This window comes from Enterococcus larvae (assembly GCF_017830045.1).
Classification (GTDB): Bacteria; Bacillota; Bacilli; order Lactobacillales; family Enterococcaceae; genus Enterococcus_L; species Enterococcus_L larvae.
Map to the genome: position 1 here is coordinate 191,225 of NZ_JAEDXU010000008.1, position 21,184 is coordinate 212,408.

At 40.3% G+C, this 21,184-nt stretch carries 18 protein-coding genes; 1 reads left to right on the forward strand and 17 read right to left on the reverse strand.

From position 1 onward, the window contains the following. Positions 1-339 precede the first annotated feature (339 nt). The 10 genes from I6N96_RS15030 to I6N96_RS15075 form a co-directional block, all read right to left on the reverse strand. Positions 340-1,026: a hypothetical protein gene (locus I6N96_RS15030; protein WP_209558376.1), complete on the reverse strand. Its 687-nt coding sequence runs from the start codon at positions 1,024-1,026 to the stop codon at positions 340-342. Positions 1,027-2,081: 1,055 nt separating this feature from the next. Then, positions 2,082-2,411 (reverse strand): nucleotide pyrophosphohydrolase, encoded by a 330-nt coding sequence (locus I6N96_RS15035; protein ID WP_209558377.1) that lies wholly within the window; start codon positions 2,409-2,411, stop codon positions 2,082-2,084. A gap of 191 nt (positions 2,412-2,602) precedes the next feature. Beyond that, on the reverse strand, positions 2,603-2,917 hold the full coding sequence (locus tag I6N96_RS15040; protein WP_209558378.1) for a hypothetical protein: 315 nt from the start codon (positions 2,915-2,917) through the stop codon (positions 2,603-2,605). Between the two features lie 44 nt (positions 2,918-2,961). Next, the gene (locus tag I6N96_RS15045; protein WP_209558379.1) at positions 2,962-4,314 is read right to left on the reverse strand and encodes a deoxyguanosinetriphosphate triphosphohydrolase; all 1,353 of its coding nucleotides are present in this window, start codon (positions 4,312-4,314) and stop codon (positions 2,962-2,964) included. Beyond that, complete coding sequence (locus I6N96_RS15050) at positions 4,311-5,144, reverse strand: toll/interleukin-1 receptor domain-containing protein (RefSeq protein ID WP_209558380.1); 834 nt, start codon at positions 5,142-5,144, stop codon at positions 4,311-4,313. Before I6N96_RS15050 ends, I6N96_RS15045 begins: the two co-directional genes overlap by 4 nt. 156 nt (positions 5,145-5,300) lie before the next feature. Then, positions 5,301-6,815, reverse strand: coding sequence for a HEAT repeat domain-containing protein (locus I6N96_RS15055; RefSeq protein WP_209558381.1), 1,515 nt, complete (start codon positions 6,813-6,815; stop codon positions 5,301-5,303). Positions 6,816-6,830: 15 nt separating this feature from the next. Continuing rightward, positions 6,831-7,286 carry a GNAT family N-acetyltransferase gene (locus I6N96_RS15060; protein WP_209558382.1) on the reverse strand — a complete coding sequence of 152 codons (456 nt, stop codon included), beginning with the start codon at positions 7,284-7,286 and terminating at the stop codon, positions 6,831-6,833. A 68-nt stretch (positions 7,287-7,354) separates the two neighbouring features. Further along, positions 7,355-7,597 carry a hypothetical protein gene (locus I6N96_RS15065; protein WP_209558383.1) on the reverse strand — a complete coding sequence of 81 codons (243 nt, stop codon included), beginning with the start codon at positions 7,595-7,597 and terminating at the stop codon, positions 7,355-7,357. A 40-nt stretch (positions 7,598-7,637) separates the two neighbouring features. Continuing rightward, positions 7,638-8,228, reverse strand: a complete 591-nt coding sequence (locus I6N96_RS15070) for a DUF6630 family protein (RefSeq protein ID WP_209558384.1) — start codon at positions 8,226-8,228, stop codon at positions 7,638-7,640. Positions 8,229-8,352: 124 nt separating this feature from the next. Next, a complete protein-coding gene (locus I6N96_RS15075) occupies positions 8,353-9,282 on the reverse strand; it encodes a helix-turn-helix transcriptional regulator (RefSeq protein WP_209558385.1) in 930 nt (309 codons plus the stop codon). Positions 9,283-9,361: 79 nt separating this feature from the next. Between I6N96_RS15075 and I6N96_RS15080 the strand changes: the two genes are divergently transcribed. Beyond that, positions 9,362-11,584 (forward strand): ATP-binding cassette domain-containing protein, encoded by a 2,223-nt coding sequence (locus tag I6N96_RS15080; RefSeq protein ID WP_209558386.1) that lies wholly within the window; start codon positions 9,362-9,364, stop codon positions 11,582-11,584. Positions 11,585-11,844: 260 nt separating this feature from the next. Here the strand turns inward: I6N96_RS15080 and I6N96_RS15085 are convergent, their stop codons facing one another. From I6N96_RS15085 to I6N96_RS15115, 7 genes are all read right to left on the reverse strand, one after another. Continuing rightward, positions 11,845-12,144 carry a hypothetical protein gene (locus I6N96_RS15085; RefSeq protein ID WP_209558387.1) on the reverse strand — a complete coding sequence of 100 codons (300 nt, stop codon included), beginning with the start codon at positions 12,142-12,144 and terminating at the stop codon, positions 11,845-11,847. A 193-nt stretch (positions 12,145-12,337) separates the two neighbouring features. After that, entirely contained in the window at positions 12,338-13,318 is a 981-nt protein-coding gene (locus tag I6N96_RS15090) for a serine hydrolase domain-containing protein (protein WP_209558388.1), read from the reverse strand. A 35-nt stretch (positions 13,319-13,353) separates the two neighbouring features. Beyond that, the gene (locus I6N96_RS15095; protein WP_209558389.1) at positions 13,354-14,265 is read right to left on the reverse strand and encodes an AraC family transcriptional regulator; all 912 of its coding nucleotides are present in this window, start codon (positions 14,263-14,265) and stop codon (positions 13,354-13,356) included. A 191-nt stretch (positions 14,266-14,456) separates the two neighbouring features. Continuing rightward, on the reverse strand, positions 14,457-15,410 hold the full coding sequence (locus tag I6N96_RS15100; protein WP_209558390.1) for a LacI family DNA-binding transcriptional regulator: 954 nt from the start codon (positions 15,408-15,410) through the stop codon (positions 14,457-14,459). 81 nt (positions 15,411-15,491) lie between these two features. Beyond that, positions 15,492-17,141, reverse strand: a complete 1,650-nt coding sequence (locus tag I6N96_RS15105) for a glycoside hydrolase family 13 protein (RefSeq protein ID WP_209558391.1) — start codon at positions 17,139-17,141, stop codon at positions 15,492-15,494. A gap of 42 nt (positions 17,142-17,183) precedes the next feature. Then, positions 17,184-18,839, reverse strand: a complete 1,656-nt coding sequence (locus tag I6N96_RS15110) for a glycoside hydrolase family 13 protein (RefSeq protein ID WP_209558392.1) — start codon at positions 18,837-18,839, stop codon at positions 17,184-17,186. Positions 18,840-18,878: 39 nt separating this feature from the next. Next, positions 18,879-21,161, reverse strand: coding sequence for a glycoside hydrolase family 65 protein (locus tag I6N96_RS15115; RefSeq protein ID WP_209558393.1), 2,283 nt, complete (start codon positions 21,159-21,161; stop codon positions 18,879-18,881). Positions 21,162-21,184: the final 23 nt, after the last annotated feature.

The window sequence follows — 21,184 nt, forward strand, 5'->3', positions numbered from 1 at the left end:
CTCCTTTTTTTCCTATTCTTCACTCACCTCAACAAACAAGCAAACCATTAAAAGCGGCCATTTCTTTACATTCTTCCAACGAATAAATGACGCTTTCTTATTACATGCATCATTCCTGCTAAAATAGCTTTAATGATGTTTATTCTCCAAGTGTGTAGATTTACTATATCGAATATCGTGAAAATGCACAATAGAAAACTCTGAATTTTTACTTTTCTCAAAATAATCATAAAAAATGGAATGACTGCTTCATCAGATTTCTATAAAGTCGCTAGTACTTTACGATCTCTTCTAATTGAAGCAAACATTCCATTTCGTATAGACATGTTATTGTCTTAATTACTCTTCTTTTTCAAACGGATCAAGCAGATATTTTTTTGTTTGGTGTTTTTTCAACCACGATTCTTCTGCTTTATTGATTTGAGCGATCCACTCCAACTCTTCTGGAGCAGGCTCGGTAAATTCAGCAGCTTCTTTATCCCAACAGCTGTTTGCCAATGTGTATCCCTGATTGATCCATTGATTCAAGCAATTGATTTCCCCTATGAGAGCCGAAGAATGCTGTTCATCAACGTTCTCCATTTGAGTCAACTCATGTTTCAGCTCACGCTTTATTGAACCATACAGCCCTAAGAGTGTTGTACATTTACTAATTTGAAAGGCTTTGTTCAAAGGGTCCAGAGACGATACTGCTAGCTTTTTCAGCTTCTTTTGAACCTCATGAATCAGTTCATCCCATTCATCAATCTGCTCTCCAAGATCAGCAGCAGCTATTCTACTTTGTTCCACTGCCAATAGATATTCCTCTGACAGCTTCACATTCGCCTCCCCAATCATTTCCGCAAGCAGCGCCGCACCTCGCACTAATGGAAGCAGGATCATATCATGATACACTTTTGTTGCTTCATGGCATTTGGAATCTTGGTGAATATCAAAAAACAAAGAGGAGATGTTGCTGTGCAGCTGTTCACAGGCTTCCTGGTGATTTTTACGAAACAACTGAATCTTGTTTTCATTATTCTTCATTTTTATTCCAGTTCCCTTTCACTTATTTTTATTGCTATGAAAATATTAAGATGATGCTATGTACTCCTTATCAAGCCTTACCATTTCCCTCACTCAGCTTTTTTTGGCAGAATTGCAGAATGAAAAAGAGAAACGCTCCGACATAATATAATTCTAACATAAATGTAATAAAACTAATTATCAGTTTTTTGTTTTCTCGCGAAGATTACTGAGAAATCTACTTGTTCATCCACTGCTCCTTCAATAAACCATGTTTCCATACCTAATAAAAATTCTTATTCTTACTTGAGCTGTTAACGTCTCATTTTAAAAATAATCGATATTTTTTCAAAAAAATCATTATTCTAATGCCTCAAACGACTTACTTATTGAGCAAGAATAATCAGTTTAAAACCCTGAATACGTGTTATTTTCTAATAATTATCTTTAATTTTTCTCACTTTTTGTCTTGCCTTTTATTTTTGTTCGTATATACTTATACTAGTAGGATAGAAAAAAATAATTTCAAATATATTTGGCTCTTCTGTTTTGGCGCCAACCAAAGTAGAGAGACATGTTGAGACAACCACAATTGCCCAACGTTATTGCCAGTAGTATCAATAGCCAATCGCTCTTTTTGCGTACTCCTACACAGACATCGATTTCTTCCGCTAGGGATTTTTTCTGTGTGCCAATCCGGCAAAAGGAGCTGTTGGAGCCTCTTTGATGTAAACTATTGCGACGATATCGGGTAATTTCCCGATATCGTTTTTTTCTATCCTGCTTTTTTACAACAAAAAAAAGGCACTTCACAGATTAGCGCCAACCAATCTGTGAAGCCCTGTATGAAAGCCACAACTTCCTTACAGGTTTACCTCTTTTACCAGTACCACAGCACCAGTATTTCTATTGTACCCAATTTTATCTTTAATTTCCAGTCAATCGGTTGATCTTCGATTCAATTTGAATGTGAACCTTCACAAATAGATAAAATATCGACGATCATTGTCTTATTCATCAATGACTTTTATGATAATAACCGATTCAGCGACAACTATTCTTTATCTATATAAAATCTACAGCTCAGTGTATTTCTCTCTACTGCCCTTGCTTTTCTCAACAGGGTACTTGATTGCATTCAGCTTCATCTTACTTTCAATGATTTCATGCACATCCAAATTCAAATCTGAAGCCAACATTAGGCTATATATAAGAACATCTGCCAATTCCTGGCGAATGTTTTCTTTATTTTCTTCTACTGCTTCTTCATCTGTCAGCCATTGAAAATTTTCAAGCAGCTCTGACGCCTCAAGACAAATTGAAATTGCTAAATCCTTTGGATGATGATACTGCCGCCACTCTCTTTCATCTCTGAATTGATTAATTTTTTCTATCAACTCTTCCATAGCTATCTACGCCTCTCTTTTTGACTGTTGTTGTCAGTCCTTATTTGCTTTTGCTCTTTTCATTTTACTACATTTCCACCCGAATGTCTGAACAGGCAGAAGAACGATTCCAAAGAACCATCAAGTAATCCCTTCATTAAACTACGCAGCATACGCACTTTACTTCCAATTCTCTTCCAACAGTATCAACTTCAGAATGTGACATGCTTGAAATCAGGAACGCATGTCGATGTATCCTCTGCTCCTTCAAGTTCATCGAAATAGCTGATTTTCCCCTCAGGAACGGTATCCAGTATCTTCAAACGACTAAGATGAAGTCCATTTTTGCAGGCGTTACACCAGAATAAACCATAACCTATACTGGTTTCTCGATCTCCGCAGTAGTGGTAATCCAATGCCGGTGCACTGCATGAAGGACAGCTCAAAGCAGATAATTCTTTTACATGCTCTGGAACACATGATGCCGTTTGAACCCATTGATCAAAAATCCTCTTACGATTATTCATTTGAAAATCCTTTCCATACAAGCCGGTGAACCAACAACTGCTGCCTAATTAAATAGGGTATCATGAAGCTTTTTAGCATAGCCATCTGTCATGTTGCAAATGAAATCTACTGCCATTTTTAACCGATAGTAGTTTTGCTCATCTTCCCTGCAGTCCTCTGCTTCTTTTCTGTACAGCTGCTTCGCACTCTCCGGTATGTTATTGAACAGACGCTCCTCATACTTGTTCATCGGCTCCTTTTCATATTTTAATACCACTGGTACAAATTCATCCAATAATCGATTGATAATATGAAATCCCAGTACTTCCTGATCTAGAATTTCTTTTGTTTGAAAAATGTGTTGATAGGCAAATTTTTTCAACGCATTGAAACAACGCACTGCATCACACTCCTCACTAATAATCTCCTGTTCAAAAGAGCCTTCAAGAATTTCATCATAATTATCGACAAATGCCTTACTGGCACTCGTATACACACTTTGTTGTGTGGTTCGCAAAAAATTTTGAATCGCTGCAGCTTCTGAATCCTTCTTTTCTAAAAAAGTGTTTGTTTTTGTCTCTTCATCAATGAATGATTTTAATTTTCGGTAGCTATATAATCCGTAATTATATGCATCTTCAATATCTGAAAATGTATATGCCAAATCATCTGCTGCTTCAAGCAGGAAAACGAGAGGATGTCTTCTATCAGCCGTTCCAGTTGCATACTTTATTCTCTTAAACTCTGTTCTTTCTGAATAAAAGTAACCAACTTTTTTCGTCAACAGTTGTCCTTTTTCTATTTGAAGCGAATTTGCAGTATATTTAATTACAGCATCCATCGTGGACGCCGTTAATTTCATTCCGTCCTGGGACGCACCGTTGTCAGTATGCAGCTTGGTCAGCAATCGAATGGTCTGAGCATTTCCTTCAAACTGTAAAAAATCTTCTTTTTGCTGCTCTGTTAAGGTTTCCCATTCAGGTTGCTGCTCACCATTTTTAGCGAACCATATACGAATTGCTTCTTCTCCAAAGTGCCCAAAAGGAGGATTTCCGATATCATGAATCAATGCTGCTGTCTCCAATAAACGATAGCTGCTATTCAATTCCATCTCCTCTATCCCTTTTGCCCGCAGTCCTTTAATAACCTCTGACAACAAGTCTCTTGCATGCATCGCCACTTCCAAACTATGGGTCAACCGAGTACGAACAAAGTCATTGCGTTCTAAAGGAAAGACCTGTGTTTTATCCTGTAAACGTCGGAATGAATCGCTCTTGATCACTCGTCGATAATCACTATTCAAGGCCCTATTCAATTCTTCCATTAAATCCTTGTGTGTTAAGTTATCATTACGGCAAAACTTAGTGCTATTAGAAGCTATTCTGTACGTTCCAACTAACTGGTTCCATTTCATCATCCTTGTACCTCTCTCTCTTCATCAACGATTCTTTCAATAGAAGAAATATAGATATCTATAAGTTTTCTAGGATAATCTTTCATTCTACACAGTTTGCCTTTATCCTTTAATTTGAAACGAACTCTATCTCCAACCTGATATTCTCCTTCTTTATCAAAAAAAAGGAAATTGTCATCTTGGTTTTTAAATTTTGCTAATCCAATATATTTTTCAGCAACTGGTTTAGCCAATTTAAAACAATACGATATTTCTTTCCTATCTCCTATATCTCGTTCTTCTCCTAAAACAGTCTCAAAAAAACCATTCTCATCCGGCAATAAAAAATTGGATAGATAAATTAATTCTTCCAGTTTCTCAAATAGCGGTTGAATATACTTTGAGCTATTAAATGCAACTTCCAGAGGTATCTCAACTTCAGCAGCTTCACATATTTGCTTCATCAATTTAAAAATTTCAGTAACATCCAGTTGCGTATTTAGCATTAACATAAGATGGTTACTATCTAAAGCACCTTTAATATCTTTATGGGAAAAATTGGGTAACGCGACTGGATAATGCTCATCTGTCATCACCCAGGAAGCGCCCATTTCGTTCAAACAGGGAACACTTCGGTAATAATTATTTGAAAGAAAATATAGAACAATCGGTTCATCTTTCAATTCTTTTTTTAAGCGATCAAAAATTAATTCCCCCGGATTAACACCTGTTTCAACTTTAGAACTATAAAAGATATCTTCATTTCTAAATCCAAAAATCTTTAATAACTCTGCAAAAATATCCGAGTATTTTTTATCTTTATTACAGTGGCTTATAAATACTTTTCTTCTCACAATTAATCCCTCCAACTATTTTTTCAATACTATTATAACAACATTAATTACATTTAAACCAAAATAAATGCAAAAAAACTTGAATATTGACCTATTTCAGGCCTAATATTCAAGTTTTTTATTCTTTTTTCAGAGTTGCCCATATTAATTCGTCAACTAGAGTCCATTTCTTTCCAAAAACATACCAACATTCAGCCCATCGATAGCTCCCTCGTAGTGCAGCAATTTTTCTTTTTCTGCTTCCGTGAAAACAGTGAAGAATCTACGGTTCCATTCGTATTTCCAATAATAAATACGCTGTTCCATTTCCCCTTTAAGGTCCTTCGTTGCACCGTAAGGGTACAACATAAAGAGATCAAACAGATATTCCTTTCTACTTTCATTCGTAAGAACCTTCAGGATGCTTTGCTGATGCTTCTCTGAGTTGCTTGCTTTGAACTGCTTGACCACCTCTTCTTTAAGCTTCGGATAGAAAAATGGATACAGCTCGCCAATCTGTTCCTCCGCTTTTCTGCGCACATCTCTACTGATATCCCCCAGCGCTTCCTTATAATAGTCCACCTGTTCGTCCTTTGGTAAACAGCTTAACCAGCCTATAGCGGCCAGCCGAACATTTTTACGAGGGTCATTGATTCGCGGCAAAAATATTTCTCTGTCCCTTATATCCAAAAGCATCGCCAAGCCTTGTAAAGCATTCACTTCATACTGAGAAAGATGCTCAAGATAATAGGAACGAATATCAAAATCTGGAAAATACTTCTTTGAATAATCACTTGCCAGACAGCGAATACTGACTGCTGAATCTAGCAGTAATGGAATCATGGCTGACTCACTCTCCAGATGATTGTAACACCAGCTTCCTGCCAGCTTACGGATAACCGTTTGCGGATGATTCAACAGCTTTTTGACTTGCTCTTCTTTCTCCTCAGCAGTCCGAATCATCTCTCTGAAGGTTCTCGCCAAGGTCACCTTATCAGTTTTTTTCAAGCCATTCTCAATGCTTCTATTTCTGATTTCTCCATTTAATAAAAAGCTCAATTCAAAGGCATAGCGATAGATAAAGACATCCTTCGACTGTTGAGCTGCTAATAAAATATCAGGTCTTACTGCTAACTGTCGAATCATATATTCCTGTATTGTTCGATTCTCTATGTGTCCCAATCCACCAAGCCGTTGAATAAAGGGTAAGCTGTAAATCAAGTCCTCCTCTTTTGGCAATTGCTCCTTCATGAGCTGTTGAACCGCTATTTTTCTCAGTTCTTCCACATTATCATTTACTGTATAAAGAAGAAAAATAATTTTACGATCTACAGAGCTTTCTGCCAACTGCTGCCATGCCAGCTCTCTAATATATCCCTTTGGATGTACAGTCAGCCACAACCAAAAAATTGATGGTTTACTGCCGATACGATTTAAATCCTTTGGTGTCCATTCAAGCCATCTCCACTTGCTTTCCCTTTGATAAGAAAAGGCACGGAGCTCCTTTATTGTGTCCAACAACGCTTTCGGTGCAAGGAGAGTCAAACAGATTTCTAAAGCTTGAAAAGCCTGCGGCTGTTTTCCTTCATACACCATTATTTTGTAATAGTAATACTTGATCATTTCAGCTTGTGACGTTGAGGTCATTTGCTGTGTAAAATGCTCTACTATTGACAACCTTTTTTCTTCCATTGCTTTCCTCCTCAATTACAAACGAAATAGAGCAACCTCGTAATCCTCTTCTGATAAGATAGCTACCTGCTCAGCACGTTTTGAGTAATAGTTGATCAGTTTTTCATTTCCAGCCCAGCAGTCAAAGTAGATTTCCTGTCCATTTACTCTGCTGATTTTACGTGCATACTCAAACAGATGGTCACTCATATTGATTCTCTGAAAATCGGGATGTATAACCAGCTTTTCTAAAAATAGAACGGTCTCCTCAAAAGGATGCTCGTTGAACTGCACTTTCTCTGTCAGAACCATTGCTCCGATGATTCGACTCTCTTTTTCAAAGACAATAAACTCCGGTAATAACTCCGCCAACTGCTTTCTTTGCCACGGATAGTCCCATTGGTGAATTCCCTTTTCCAACAGCCTCTGTGTTGCAAGGTTATACATATCTATAAGCATTTCAATATCGTCACGTACGGCCTTTCTAATCAATGGTTTTGCTCCCATACTTGAAATTTTTTTGGCTGAATACTCTCCTATATTAGGTTGACTGTACAAGTTCACTCGATTTCCACAACCAGAGAAATATCTAAATCCACCAGCATATCTGCTTTCTGTAAAAATGAGTTTCTTGGCAATAACTGATAATCATACATTGCCATAAAACGAGCAAGTAATTCTCTACTATTCAACTGTGGAAATTCTCTGAACAGTCCGCGAACGATTCGACTGAGTTCTTCCTTAGAACGCTTTTTCCCATATACAAAGCATTCGATTTGGTATCCTTCAAATTCAATGATCATTGTTCGCCTCCCCCTCTCCCCAACCGATGAATTTCAGCTTTTAATAGCAGTCAATTTTTCCGTTGACTTTAGCTGCAGCGGCTTTGAGCATCTCTACTTTAGCCGTCGGCACAACTGTCAGCTGATACGAATCAGAATCGATATCGATGTTTATCAAGGTAAAACCCTGTGGTAATGCAGCCTTCAGCTGTTCAAACACTTCTGGTGCCATCTCTTCTTTATTAGTGATTTGGCTATGCTCCAGCTTCTCGTCATATTTATTAACGATTTCCTCAACAAAATAAATGAAGTCCTCTGCCTCAGCTTTCCAATCATTCATCGTCAGATATCCTTCATCGTATAAGACATAAGAGAATAATTCCCAAAGCGGATATGCTTTGATTTCTTCCACTGTTATCTCTACAGAAAACCACTCAGCGAACATTTTCTGGTATTGCTCTATAAATTTTGCCGGATCATCCAATGCATAAACCATTCCCTGTATCGCCCGCTCATTATCTTGACTAAGCAATCCAACCAACTCAAAATACGCCGTCCGCTCTTGTTCCTTTTTTATTGGCACTTCACTTTCAACAACTGGAGCAGTATCTGTCTGTCCTAATTTTCCAAACAGTTTTTTTAAGAAATTCATTATCCTTTTCTTCCCCTATCCTATGGTTCAACTGAGATAATCTGATTCTCATCGACCTTTTATTCTCTATTTTACCCTATCAAAAGGGAGTCTTAAAGAACCAGTTTACTCATCCAGTTCTTTTTCATAGATACAAATCAGCAATTTCCTGCACCCGTTCCTGTAAATGAGCAATCAGTTCTGGAGGCTCGACTACCTGTGCCTCTTTCCCTAAAAGTAAGAGGCATGTTGCAGTATAGGAAATGTCCCGACGAGCAACCATCAACTCCAATCGTCCGCCATTCTCTGTTGGAACGATCCCTTTATATAAATACCTATTTTCCATACACTGCTTGACGCCTTTTTCCGTCAGCTTTACAACCATTTTCAACGGATCTTTTGGTATAAATTCTTCATTCAGTTCTGCTAATGTTGTCTCTGTTTTATTTCTCTCCTGCAAAATTGTCACCTGTTGTATCCGATCTGCCCGATAATGTCTGGTTTCCTTACTTTCAGGATCGAATGCAAATAAATACCAAAAACCATTGCTTGCGTAAATACCGATTGGTTCCAGTTTTTTTATCGACCGACGTTTTGGTGACTGATAAACGATTTCAATTTCCACCTGATCCATCGCCGCCCGCATCAATTCACTTAAATAGGAATTCTCCACAATTTGCTTTGGAGCAGACAATTGAAAATGATCTTCTAGATGCAATAGCTTTTCCTTTAACTTTGCCGGAACCACCGCCAAAAGCTTTTCTCCAGCAGTCACTGTATTCATCTGAAAAGGGAATTCTTCAAAATTCTGCAAGGACTGAATAGCAAAATACAACGCCGTGATTTCATCCTCAGTAAAAAGAACAGGGGGCAGTACTTGATTCGCTAAAACAGTGAACCCGCCATTCCTGCCCTTTTTGCTCTCCACATATAGACCTAAATCTGCAAGATCCGTGATATAACGATACACACTACGAATCGACAAATGAAAACGATCAGCCAGCTCCTGTGCAGTAAACTCTTTTTTGTTTTGGACATACCACATCATCTCATAAAGAATCTGCTCTTTTTTCATCGTTTTCCCTCTTTTCTTTTTATATGACAAATACTGTCATATTTTATCTATATACTAATAGAGTAAAGGAGGAGTGACCATGAGTCAAATCAAAATCAGAGGAGCAAGAACAGGGAATCTAAAGAACATCGATGTGGATATTGAAAAACATCGAATCAATGTATTTGTCGGTGTATCAGGCTCCGGTAAGTCTTCACTGGTCTTTCATACGATTGCTGCTGAGGCTCAGCGACAAATGAATGAAACCTATCCCAGCTATGTTAGAAATCGAATGCCCCACTTGATGATTCCAGAGGTGGATCGAATAGAAAATCTTTCTCCCGCCGTCATCGTCAATCAAAAACCATTAGGAGATAATCGGCGCTCAACTGTCGGAACAGCAACGGATATCAATCCGACATTGCGGTTGCTGTTTTCACGTTTTGGAAAACCGTTTGTCGGTTACTCCGACGTATTTTCCTTCAACAATCCCGCTGGCATGTGTCCAACCTGCGAGGGATTGGGTAGTGTTTCGAATTTTATTCTTGATGAACTGCTGGATCAGGAATTATCCTTGAATCAAGGAGCAATACGATTTGAGACCTTTGAGCCTGGCACCTACCGCTGGAAGCGTTACGTGGATTCCGGATTATTTGATAATGATAAAAAAATCAAGGACTTCATGAAAGAAGAACTAGAGCTTCTACTGTATTCACCGGAAATCAAACCGCCTCATCCATTAGAAGGGTGGTACAATTCTTCCGTTTATGAAGGAGTCATCCCTCGAATCAAAAAGACATTCATCCAAAGCTCTTCTCAGCTGGCAAAAAAATACCAGCCGGAGATTCAACGTATAACTAAACAGGAGCTATGTCCGGATTGCGAAGGCTTCCGTCTAAATCAAAAAACTCTTTCTTGTAAGATCAATGGAAAAAATATTGGAGAATGTCTGAACATGCAGCTGGATGAACTAAAAATATTTCTTGAGAACCTTGAGTCCAAAGAAATCTGGCAAGTAACAGAAAAAATCATTCAACAATTGAATTACTTTTGTCAGGTAGGCCTAGATTACCTAAGTTTGTCCCGTGAGACAGGAACTCTTTCAGGAGGAGAATCCCAGCGGATCAAGCTGATTCGTTCGATTGGCAGCAGTCTTTCAGATATGCTCTATATTCTTGACGAACCGAGTACAGGTCTGCATCCACAAGATATGCAGGCTATCGGCAGCCTGATCCAGGCAATCAAAAAAAACGGCAATACATTGCTCCTGATTGACCATGATCCGGCGGTGATCCAACTAGCAGATACAGTGTACGAGCTTGGTCCTGATGCCGGACGCAATGGCGGGCAGCTGCTTGGAAGCGGCAGTTATAAAGAGTGGGAATCACGTCAGCAGCTGCTTCCACCCCTCAAACGAAAAAAAAGAGGGAAAAGTACTCAATTTTTTATCGCTGAAGGTATTTCAAAGAACAATGTACAGGATATCTCGATCAAACTGCCTCTACATCGACTACTTGCTATTACAGGTGTCGCCGGCTCCGGTAAAAGTTCCTTTGCAGAAGGTCTGCGACAGAAATATGATGATCAAGTCTTCTATGTCAATCAAAAAAGGATACATACCAGCAGCCGTTCAACGATTGCTTCCTATGTAGGGATTCTAGATGAAGTGCGTAAACTTTTTGGAAAAGAAAATGGTGTACCTGTCGGCTGCTTCAGCTTCAATGGGAAAGGTGCTTGTCCAGCCTGCCGCGGGAAAGGTTATATCGAAACAGAGCTTGCTTTTCTTGAAGCCGTTCGCTCTGAGTGTGAGCTATGTCATGGGAAAAAATTCAAACAGGAATCCTTAACCTATCACTATAACGAAAAAAATATTGCTGAAGTTCTTGAGTTGTCTGTTCTTGAGAGTGAAGATTTCTTTTTCAATCAGGAGAAAATCACCAACAAGCTCCACTGGTTGAATGAAATCGGCTTGGGCTACTTGACGCTAGGTCAGACTCTGGACACGTTATCTGGTGGAGAACTGCAGCGACTGAAGCTGGCCTGCAATCTGGATTGTCAGGAGAAAATCATCATCTTGGATGAGCCCACCAGCGGCTTGAGTCTTAAAGATACCCAAGCCTTATTGAATGTTTTCGAAGAACTACTGAACAATAAAAATACGTTGTACGTGATTGAGCATAATACTGCTTTGATCAAAGAGGCTGACTGGATGATCGAATTCGGTCCCGGCTCAGGGAAAAAGGGCGGTCAAATACTTTTCGAAGGACTTCCACAAGATGCTGTGAGCTATCCAGCTTCCATCACAGGAAGATTCTTAGCCTGAAGTAAAAAAAGAGGCCGAGATAGAAGTATTTAGCTACAAGTATTAGGCAGATACTTTTCAGCGTCTGCTCTGCTTACTTTGTAAGCAATCACCGTGATTCAACGCAATAAGCCGGAATTCAACAAAAATTTGTGGAACAATTTTCGTGAATTCCGACTTATTGACGTAGGAGCTGTTTTTAACTCGCCGTTTATTCGGATTTAAGGTATGGAAAAGAGTGGAACAGATTATTGTCCCACTCACTTTATATCTATTATGAATTACGAATGCCAAATCAAGCTCATTTGTGTGAAGAAGCCTGAAACAAAACGCTGGACAGCTCTTGTTCCTTTAATCAGGGCCGGCAAGAAAATAATTGCCGCCATTGACAATAGGACTGACAAACCGAAGTTGACTATCATAAAGTGCTGAAGCCCAACTGCTGCTGCTCCAAGTACCAATAGTGGTGAAATAGCAAACATCGCAAGCGAGAACCATGCACTGGCAATCAATACATATACTGTAAACAACGCCCAAGAAGTAACTAATACATTAAATATAACGACACCCATTTTTTTCATTTTTAACACATCTCCGATCTCTTTTTTTATTAGTATAGCAAACCCTTTCAGAAATTATATCCAGCTGAAAGCTGATTTTCTTATAGGGCTTAGGTGCCATACCTCTAAAATGATTTGGAGAATATGTCCGTCTATTACATATTTTTTCGCATCTATCATTTTGCTCCACGATTCATTCAACTCTACCTGCTTATTAAACTGTTTCGCTCACAAATGGTTCAATATGCTCTTTGATAAATGTTATCCTGTCCTTTGCATCTTGCACAAAGAGCGCTGTACTGGCAACAACCAGATTTTTTTTGGTATTGATATAAATCACATTCCCGCCATCTCCCATTGCTGCATGACAGTCTTCATCTACTAGCCACCAGAGATAACCATATGCCAGATTCATCTCCTGCCAACGGCTATGCTCTGTTATACTGTCAATAAGCCATTGAGGAGAGATGATCTGTTTCTCTTTCCAGACGCCTTTAGTCAAATACAGCTGCCCGATTTTAGCCATATCCATTGGCGATAAGGTCAGTCCCCAGCCCGCAGCATTCGTTCCCATTTGATCAGCAACCCATCCATTGATAGTTGTTGCTTCATAAAAGGCGAACTGTTCTTCCTGACTTTTAAAAGTAATATTCCTATCAACAGTAATTCCTAATGGAAGAAAAAGATGCTTCTTAGCAAACGCAAGAACAGAAACTCCAGCTGCTCTTTCTAAAATACTTGATAGAATATCCGGTCCGACAATCGGTCTGTAGCGAAATTCTCCGACAGCTCCTTTTCCACCTAAAAGCTTCAGTGCAAATGCTGCCCAATCCTCACTGGTAAAATACTCCACATAAGGCTCCTCCTCAAACTTGAATGGTGCAGTCATCGTCAGTAGGTGTCTAATCGTGATTTTCTGAATACTTTTTTCCCCTTCTTCTATCTCATATTCTGGAAAGAAGTCCAGCACCTTTTGATCCACACTTTGAATAGCTCCTCTATCTATTGCAATCCCAATCAATAACGAAAGAATACTTTTTGTGACTGAAAAAATATGAATACGACTTTCAGCGCTACAATCATTAAAATAGCTTTCATAAAGTGTTTCGCCATCCTTCATTATCACTAGACCTGCTGTGTTTCCATACTCGCTTTTGATTACCTGTTCCAATTCTGTTTGCTTGCCTTGTTCCATGTATGCTCCTCCTTTGTCATTCCAGACAGCAGCTCTCACGAGAAAGGTTCGATGGGCACGTAAATATCTACGATATGCTTTTTCTGCGGGTGTTCATCAGGCTTATTCAGGTATACTTCAAATGGAAAGGAGTTTCTGGGAAGATAACCACTCTGAGGCAGCCACTCACCATACAAATAATTCCATGCATCTGTATATTCCCCATGAAAAATTTCAAAATGTCCTACAGCATATTTACCAGCCGGAATCGTCATGCAGCCAATCCCCCTTTGTTCGTCTACAGCTACAGGTTCGGTGATTGAGACACAAAAACTGGTTCTTTGCTTCTCCTCCTCTGAAAAATCCGGATATGTATGATATGCAAATAACACCTTTACCTGTTCATCGATCAGGTTTCGGCTCATTCCAAAGGAAAACAAGCCTTCAATTGCCTTGGCAAAAGAGTCAGCATAATCATACAACTCCTTATAAGCGCCTGTTTTTCTCGAATAAAGCACTGGTAAAGCATCCATCGCTATGATCTCCACATCCGCTGTCACTGTGCTGATCTGACTGTCTACTCTCTTAGTATAGAAGGGCTGGAACGAAAAATCTTTGCAATTGTTGCTGTATTTTTGTTTGAACTCACTTGGTTTGATACCGTAATGCTTTTTAAACGATCTTGAAAAAACAGCAGAATCACTGAAACCAAATCGATAGGCAATATCGGTGATCGACAAATCCGGTCGGGATACCAGCATACTGGCAATCTGCTCCAATCGAGTTCTGGTAACATATTCAAAAATAGATTCACTCGTGATACTCTTGAAAATCCGATGAAAATGGTACTTGGAAAAACCGGAAATCTCTGCCAGCTGTTCCGATGTATGTGCCTCTTCACTGTGGGCTTCAATATAATCCTGCAAATCATGGATTCGTCTGATATACTCTTGCTGATAGCTGTTCATGCTCTCGTCCTCATTCCTTCCGGCTTCATTTCTCTTCTTAATTAGATGGTAAAGGGATTAAAAATGATTTTCAAGAGTTTTTATGTCGTTCGTTTTGAACAACCTAATCTTTGAATGAAAAAATAGCTGATACGAGTGCTTAAGCAACTGTATCAGCTATCTATTTTTATAGGGAAAACGTCGTGCACTCTTCAGTGCTTCTTTGTAGACTCTCTGATGATCAGCTCTGGTAAAAATCGACGATATCCTTGACTTTGTCCGGTTTCTTCAATCTTCCTGATCAGCATTTCACCACAGGCTTCACCCATCTTTACAATGGATTGCTTTGCCGTTGTCAGCTTTGGGGAGCTGACCTGATCAAGAAAGACACCATCAAAGCCAATGATCCCATATTGATTCGGAATGTTCCCGCCGCAATTCAGTATCCCTCGTTCGATACCGATCGCCAGACGATCCGAGCTGCAAATAAAGCACGTGTTCTCGGAAAACTCTTCCCAATACGCTTCAATGAATAATTGCGTCAGAGTCGAGCGATTATTAAAACGTTCGATACGTGGTTTCTTGCCGTTCGCCTCCATGATTCTTTGGTACCCCAGCTCCCGCGATTTTTCAAAAGCTTCATCGACATCAATACCAATGTAAATGATTGTTTCATAACCGCAAGCGATAGCATAATTTGTTGTCATCTCTGTACCGTATTGATTATCACTGTCAACAAAGTCGATACCCTGATCATTTTCACCAAATAAAATCACTGGTTTTTCCAAGCTGTTGATCCACTGAAAATCGTGCACACGAAAGCCTGTAATAATATAACCGTCGCAGGTTCCTGTATCAAATCCGTCCTTGGTGACCAGCTGTAGTGAGTAATGCTCCTTGCCAACTGCTCTGGCAATCCCCATCAACAGATTCATATAATAGGGCTCTGTCGTATCGATTTCCTCTAAAATAAACAGCTTGATGATCTGAGAACGATTTCTCACAAGTGCTTTAGCAGCGATATTGGGATGATAATCCAATTCCTTCATCGCTTGATAGACCAGTTCCTTCAATTCATCGGTCACCTTTTCCGGATGATTGATCACACGTGATACCGTCATCTTTGACACATTTGCCAGCTTTGCTACATCAGAAAGGGTCGTCATTGCTTTCACCTCTTCATGGTTTTATAGTCGGCCTTTTCTCAGCTGACTATATCTCTGCCTCTATTATACATGAGGAACACCTCAGACACGAACCACAAAGGCATCATAAGCTTGAAGAAGAACGTTGCCTGCTTCAACTGTTAACGAGTCATTATTACTGATGATCTGATCTTTTACTTTATCTTTTAGTTCCAAGGTTTGACTCTCTTCCGACATATTGGCAACAACCAGCCACTTCTCTCCATGGTACTTACGATAATAGGCAAAAATAGTGTCCGCTGTATCAAGGAGCTCATACTCTCCCCAGACAATCAACGGATTTTCCTTCCGTAATTGAATCAGCTGCTGGTACGTATAAAATATAGAATTTGGATCAGCCAAGGCTTGCTTCACATTCACTTCATGATAATTATCATTGACCGGAAGCCACGGTGTCCCTGTAGTGAAGCCGCCAGTCTCAGAGTCATCCCACTGCATGGGTGTTCTGGCATTGTCACGACCTTTAGTATTGATGGAGGTCATGATTTCTTCGATTGGAAAGCCTGCTGCCAGCCGTTCATGATACATATTGATACTTTCAATATCTTCTACCTCTTCGATTGCCTTGACTGGTCGATTGGTCATCCCTATTTCTTCGCCCTGATACACATAAGGGGTTCCCTTCATCATATGCAGGAGGATCGCAAACAGCTTCCCGCTTTTTTCACGATACTGCTGATCATTGCCCCAACGGGAAATGATCCGAGGCAGGTCATGATTATTCCAAAACAGGCTGTTCCAGCCTTGATTTCCCAATGATGTCTGCCATTTAGAAAGGACTTCTTTTAATTGACGAATAGATAGTGGCTGAAGATCCCATTTTTCCTTGCCTTCCTGTTGATCAAGTGTCACATGCTCAAATTGAAAAACCATTGACAGCTCATGACGAGCAGGATTAGAATACAGCTTAGCAATTTCCGGAGTAGCACCCCATGTTTCTCCAACTGTCATAACATCATAACTCCCAAAGCTTGCTTGATTCATCTCCTGCAAATAATCATGGAGCTTTGGACCGTTAGCTGTCAGTTCAAGATCCGGCTGCTTTCCGATCAGATCGATCACGTCCATGCGAAAACCGCCAATCCCCTTTCCCAGCCAGAAGTTCATCATATCGTAGATTTCTTTTCTGACCTGCTGATTTTCCCAGTTCAAGTCCGGTTGCTTTTTGCTAAATAAATGAAGGTAATATTGCCCACTACTTTCATCTAATCCCCACGCACTACCGCTAAAAATGGACCGTAGTCCATTGGGTTCCTCCCCTTCAACTGGATCTCGCCAAATGTAGTAATCTCGGTAAGGATTATCTGGTGAAGAAGCTGCTTCAATAAACCAGCGATGCTCATCTGACGTATGGTTGACTACTAGATCCATAATCAATCGAATATCTGCTGCTGCGGCTTTTTCAATCAGTTCATCCATGTCTGCCATCGTGCCGAACTCGTCCATGATCCCTTGATAGTCACTAATATCATAGCCGTTATCATCATTTGGTGATTTGTATACCGGCGACAACCAGATCGCTGTTATCCCCAGTTTTTTCAAATAATCTAATCTTGAAATGATTCCCTGTAAATCACCGATTCCATCTCCATCACTATCTTGAAAGCTTCTTGGATAGATTTGATAGACAACTGCCTGCTGCCACCATTTTCCCGACTGCTCATCCTGACTGAATGTTTCCTGTTGCTTCATCCTATCACCCACGATCTGAATTTTTCTAACATACTTCTATCCCTATTTCCCCTTAAATCTATATGCCCTTGCTTCAAATGGTGCTAATGTGCCTGTCATTTCCAATTGGCTTGCTGCTTTAGGTAAATTACTCAATAATAGCTGCCACTCTTTATCTAGTTGCTTGATTGCCTTAGGTAATTGATAATCAGCTGACTCTGAAGAAAGATTGACCAAAACTAGAATTTGCTCCTCTTCAGCAGAACGAAGATACACATACAGCTGTTCATCCTCTGAAAGCAGCTCCTCAAAATGACCATAAACCAACGCCTGACTCTCTTTTCGTAATCGAATCAGCTGCTGATAAAAATGCAGGACTGAATCAGGCTGCTCTAGCTGCTCCGCTGCATTGATCTGCTGTGTATTCGGATTGACTACCAGCCATGGTTCACTTTCAGAAAAACCACCATAAGTTGAAGCATCCCATTGCATCGGTGTCCGTGCATTGTCACGAGTTGTTTGACTAATGACTGTCAGTGCTTCCTTTTCAGACTTTCCCTGATTAAGCAGTTCCTGATAGATATGCTTAGAATCCAATGCATCAATCTGATCGATAGACGAAAATTTCATATTTGTCATCCCAAGCTCCTGCCCTTGATAAATAAACGGCGTTCCCTGTAGAAAGAAATACATCATTGCCAATGCTTTGGCTGAAATTTCTCTATACTCTCCATCACAACCGAAAACCGAAACCGAGCGGGGAACATCATGGTTTTCCATGTAAAGAGCATTCCAGCCCTTTCCATCCAACGCATATTGCCAACGAGACAATGCCTGTTTGAATGAACGAATATCAAATTGCTTGTCCTGCTGCTTTTTCCATAAACCAATATGTTCAAATTCAAAAATCATATCAAAGTAGCCATCATGACCAGCCCAGTCCTCTGCTTCCTCTGCTGTCACTCCACTAGCTTCGCCAACGGTCATGATATCATAGCTGTCAAATACCTGCTTCAGCTCCTTCAAATAGTCGCCGATACCTGTGATATTTTGATACCTGGCAGCAATGTTTTCCAAGTCAGCCGGCAAATGAAAGGCATCCTTTTTGATATGAGAGATTGCATCGATTCGAAATCCATCAATTCCTTTGTCCAGCCACCAGCTGATCATGGCAAAAACATCCTGCTTCAGCTGGTGGTTTTCCCAGTTAAGATCCGGCTGTTCCTTTGCAAAGGCGTGAAAATAGTACTGATCAGTTGTTTCCTCGTATGTCCAGACTGAACCGCCAAAAATTGCCTGCCAATCTGACGGCGGCTTTCCATCAGTCCCATCACGCCAAATGTAGTAATCCCTATAAGGATTTTCCTTACTCTTTTTCGCCTCGGTAAACCATTCATGCTGATCTGAGGTATGATTGATGACTAGGTCCATGATCACCTTGATTCCCAATTGATGGGCTTCGACTAACAGCTGATCAAAATCCGCCATCGTACCAAATTCTGCCAAAATCTCCTGATAATGACTGATATCATAGCCATTATCTACATTCGGTGATTCATAAACGGGATTGATCCAAATGAAATCTACTCCAAGCTCTTTAAGGTACGGCAGCTTTTCTCTAATTCCGTTCAAATCACCTACGCCGTCACCGTTACTGTCCATAAAGCTCCGAGGATAAATCTGATAACCAACGGCTTCCTTCCACCAAATTTTTTCCATAGCTCCTCCTCTTCCTTTGTCGTAACTTCCAATGTTCTCTTACGCTATTCTCAGAGGTATAGTTAACACATCAACCAATGTTTCTGCTTTTCCGTAGACATTCAGCGTCAGCGTGTCTCCTTCAACAAGATCGATCGTTACCTGCTCTTGATCAGTCGTCACTGAAATCAATCGACCACGATAATTGATTGTAAAGGAGTAACCCTCCCACATTTCAGGCAAAAACGGTGTAAAGCTCAGCTGCCCTTGATATGTTCTCATACCGGCAAAGCCTTGAACGATCGCCAACCAGCTGCCGCTCATAGATGTAATGTGAAGTCCGTCATCCGTATCATTATTATAGTTATCCAGATCCAGACGTGCAGTTCTCTTGTATAACTCAACAGCCTTGTCCTCATACCCCAGCTCAGCCGCTAAGATCGCATGAACACACGGAGATAGTGAGGATTCATGAACTGTCAACGGCTCATAGAAATCAAAATTCCGCTGCTTCTCTTCAGCTGAGAAGCGGTCGCCAAAGAAATAAATCCCCTGCAGAACATCCGCCTGCTTGATATAACAGCTTCGCAGTACACGATCCCATGACCAGTTTTGATTCAAGGGACGATCCTCCGCCTTCAATGCAGTGGCAGGCAATAGTTCTTTATCAAGAAAAGTATCATGCTGAACAAAAATATCCAGCTCTTCGTCATAAGGGAAATACATGTTAGCAGCAATGTCCTGCCATTTTTCTTTTTCCTCTGCCGTCACTTGTAATTCATTCTGTGCGGATGTATCCGCTTGATCATAATTCTCTAAAGCATACGTCAGACACCACACAGCAAGATAATTCGTATACCAGTTATTATTGACGTTGTTCTCATATTCGTTTGGTCCCGTGACACCATGAATCATGTATTGCTGATTTCGAATAGAATAGTGAACACGGTCTGCCCAAAAACGAGCAACCTCGACAACTACCTTGATCCCATCTGTCAGCAGATACGTCTTATCTCCAGTATATTCTGTATAGTCGGCAATCGCATGGATCATAGCACCATTTCGATGGATTTCCTCAAAGGTGATTTCCCATTCATTATGACACTCTACTCCGGTAAACGTCACCATCGGATACAGCGCCCCCTTCAAGCCTTGACGCTGTGCATTGATTTTAGCCCCTGCCAATTGCTTATAGCGGTATTCCAACAGCTTCTGTGTCACTTCAGGATCAGCAACAGATAAGTACATTGGTACAATGTATGCCTCTGTATCCCAATAGGTTGCACCACCATATTTTTCTCCGGTGAACCCCTTTGGTCCTACATTCAATCGTTCGTCTTCTCCATAATAGGTAGAAAACAGCTGAAATAAGTTATAACGAATCCCCTGCTGTGCCTCGTCATCCCCTTTGATTTGAACATCCGCTTTTTGCCAACGCTTCTGCCAAGCAGCCGTCTGTTTTTCCAGATGTTGATCAAAGCTTTCTGCACTGCTTTTCTGAATAAGCTTTTGAGCTGCAGCTGTCTGTTCTTCATCCGGTATATCTCTACTTGTCACAACAGCAACCGTCTTCTCTAAAGCTATGGCTTCTCCTTGATTACCCTTCCAGCTGAACTTATCTCCAGTAACTAGATGTTCATTCAGCATCTCGCAGGATACTTCTTGACTGATTTGATTGTTCATCATTGCAGTTACAGTAAATCGCGGTGTTCCAAAATCATTGGGTACCGTCTGCATAGTCAGATAGCTGCGTTCCCCTTGGTGCTCACGAGCCTTCTCTTCCCAAAATATTTCTTCGTAATTGCTGTCCTCATTTTGAACATTCCCGTCCATTTTAGAAATCAAGCGAATAGTCGGCGCTCCTTTCAGCACTTCGGCTTTCACTCGAACAAACCCCAACTCCTGATCGACAATGCTGACAAAACGTTCGAACGTGAAATTGATTTTCACTTCATTTTCTTCATAGATAAAACTACGGGTCAGCAAGCCATTACGCATATCTAATTCTACATGAAATGCCTCCACTTCTACAATCGCAAGATCCAACGGCTGATCATCAATAAAAATATCGACGGCAATAAAGTTCACTGCATTGATTACTTTTCCAAAATAATCAGGATAGCCGTTTTTCCACCAGCCCACTCTTGTTTTATCCGGGTACCAAATACCAGCTAGATAGACGCCTTGATGCGAATCCCCACTATAAGCTTCTTCAAACATTCCTCTCATACCCATATAACCATTACCGATGGACGTCAGACTTTCCATCAGTCGTTTGTTTTCACGATCCAGCGTATCTGTAGTGATTTTCCATGGATCGATAGTAAATAGTCGTTTATGCATGTGTCAACCCTCCAACTGTCGCC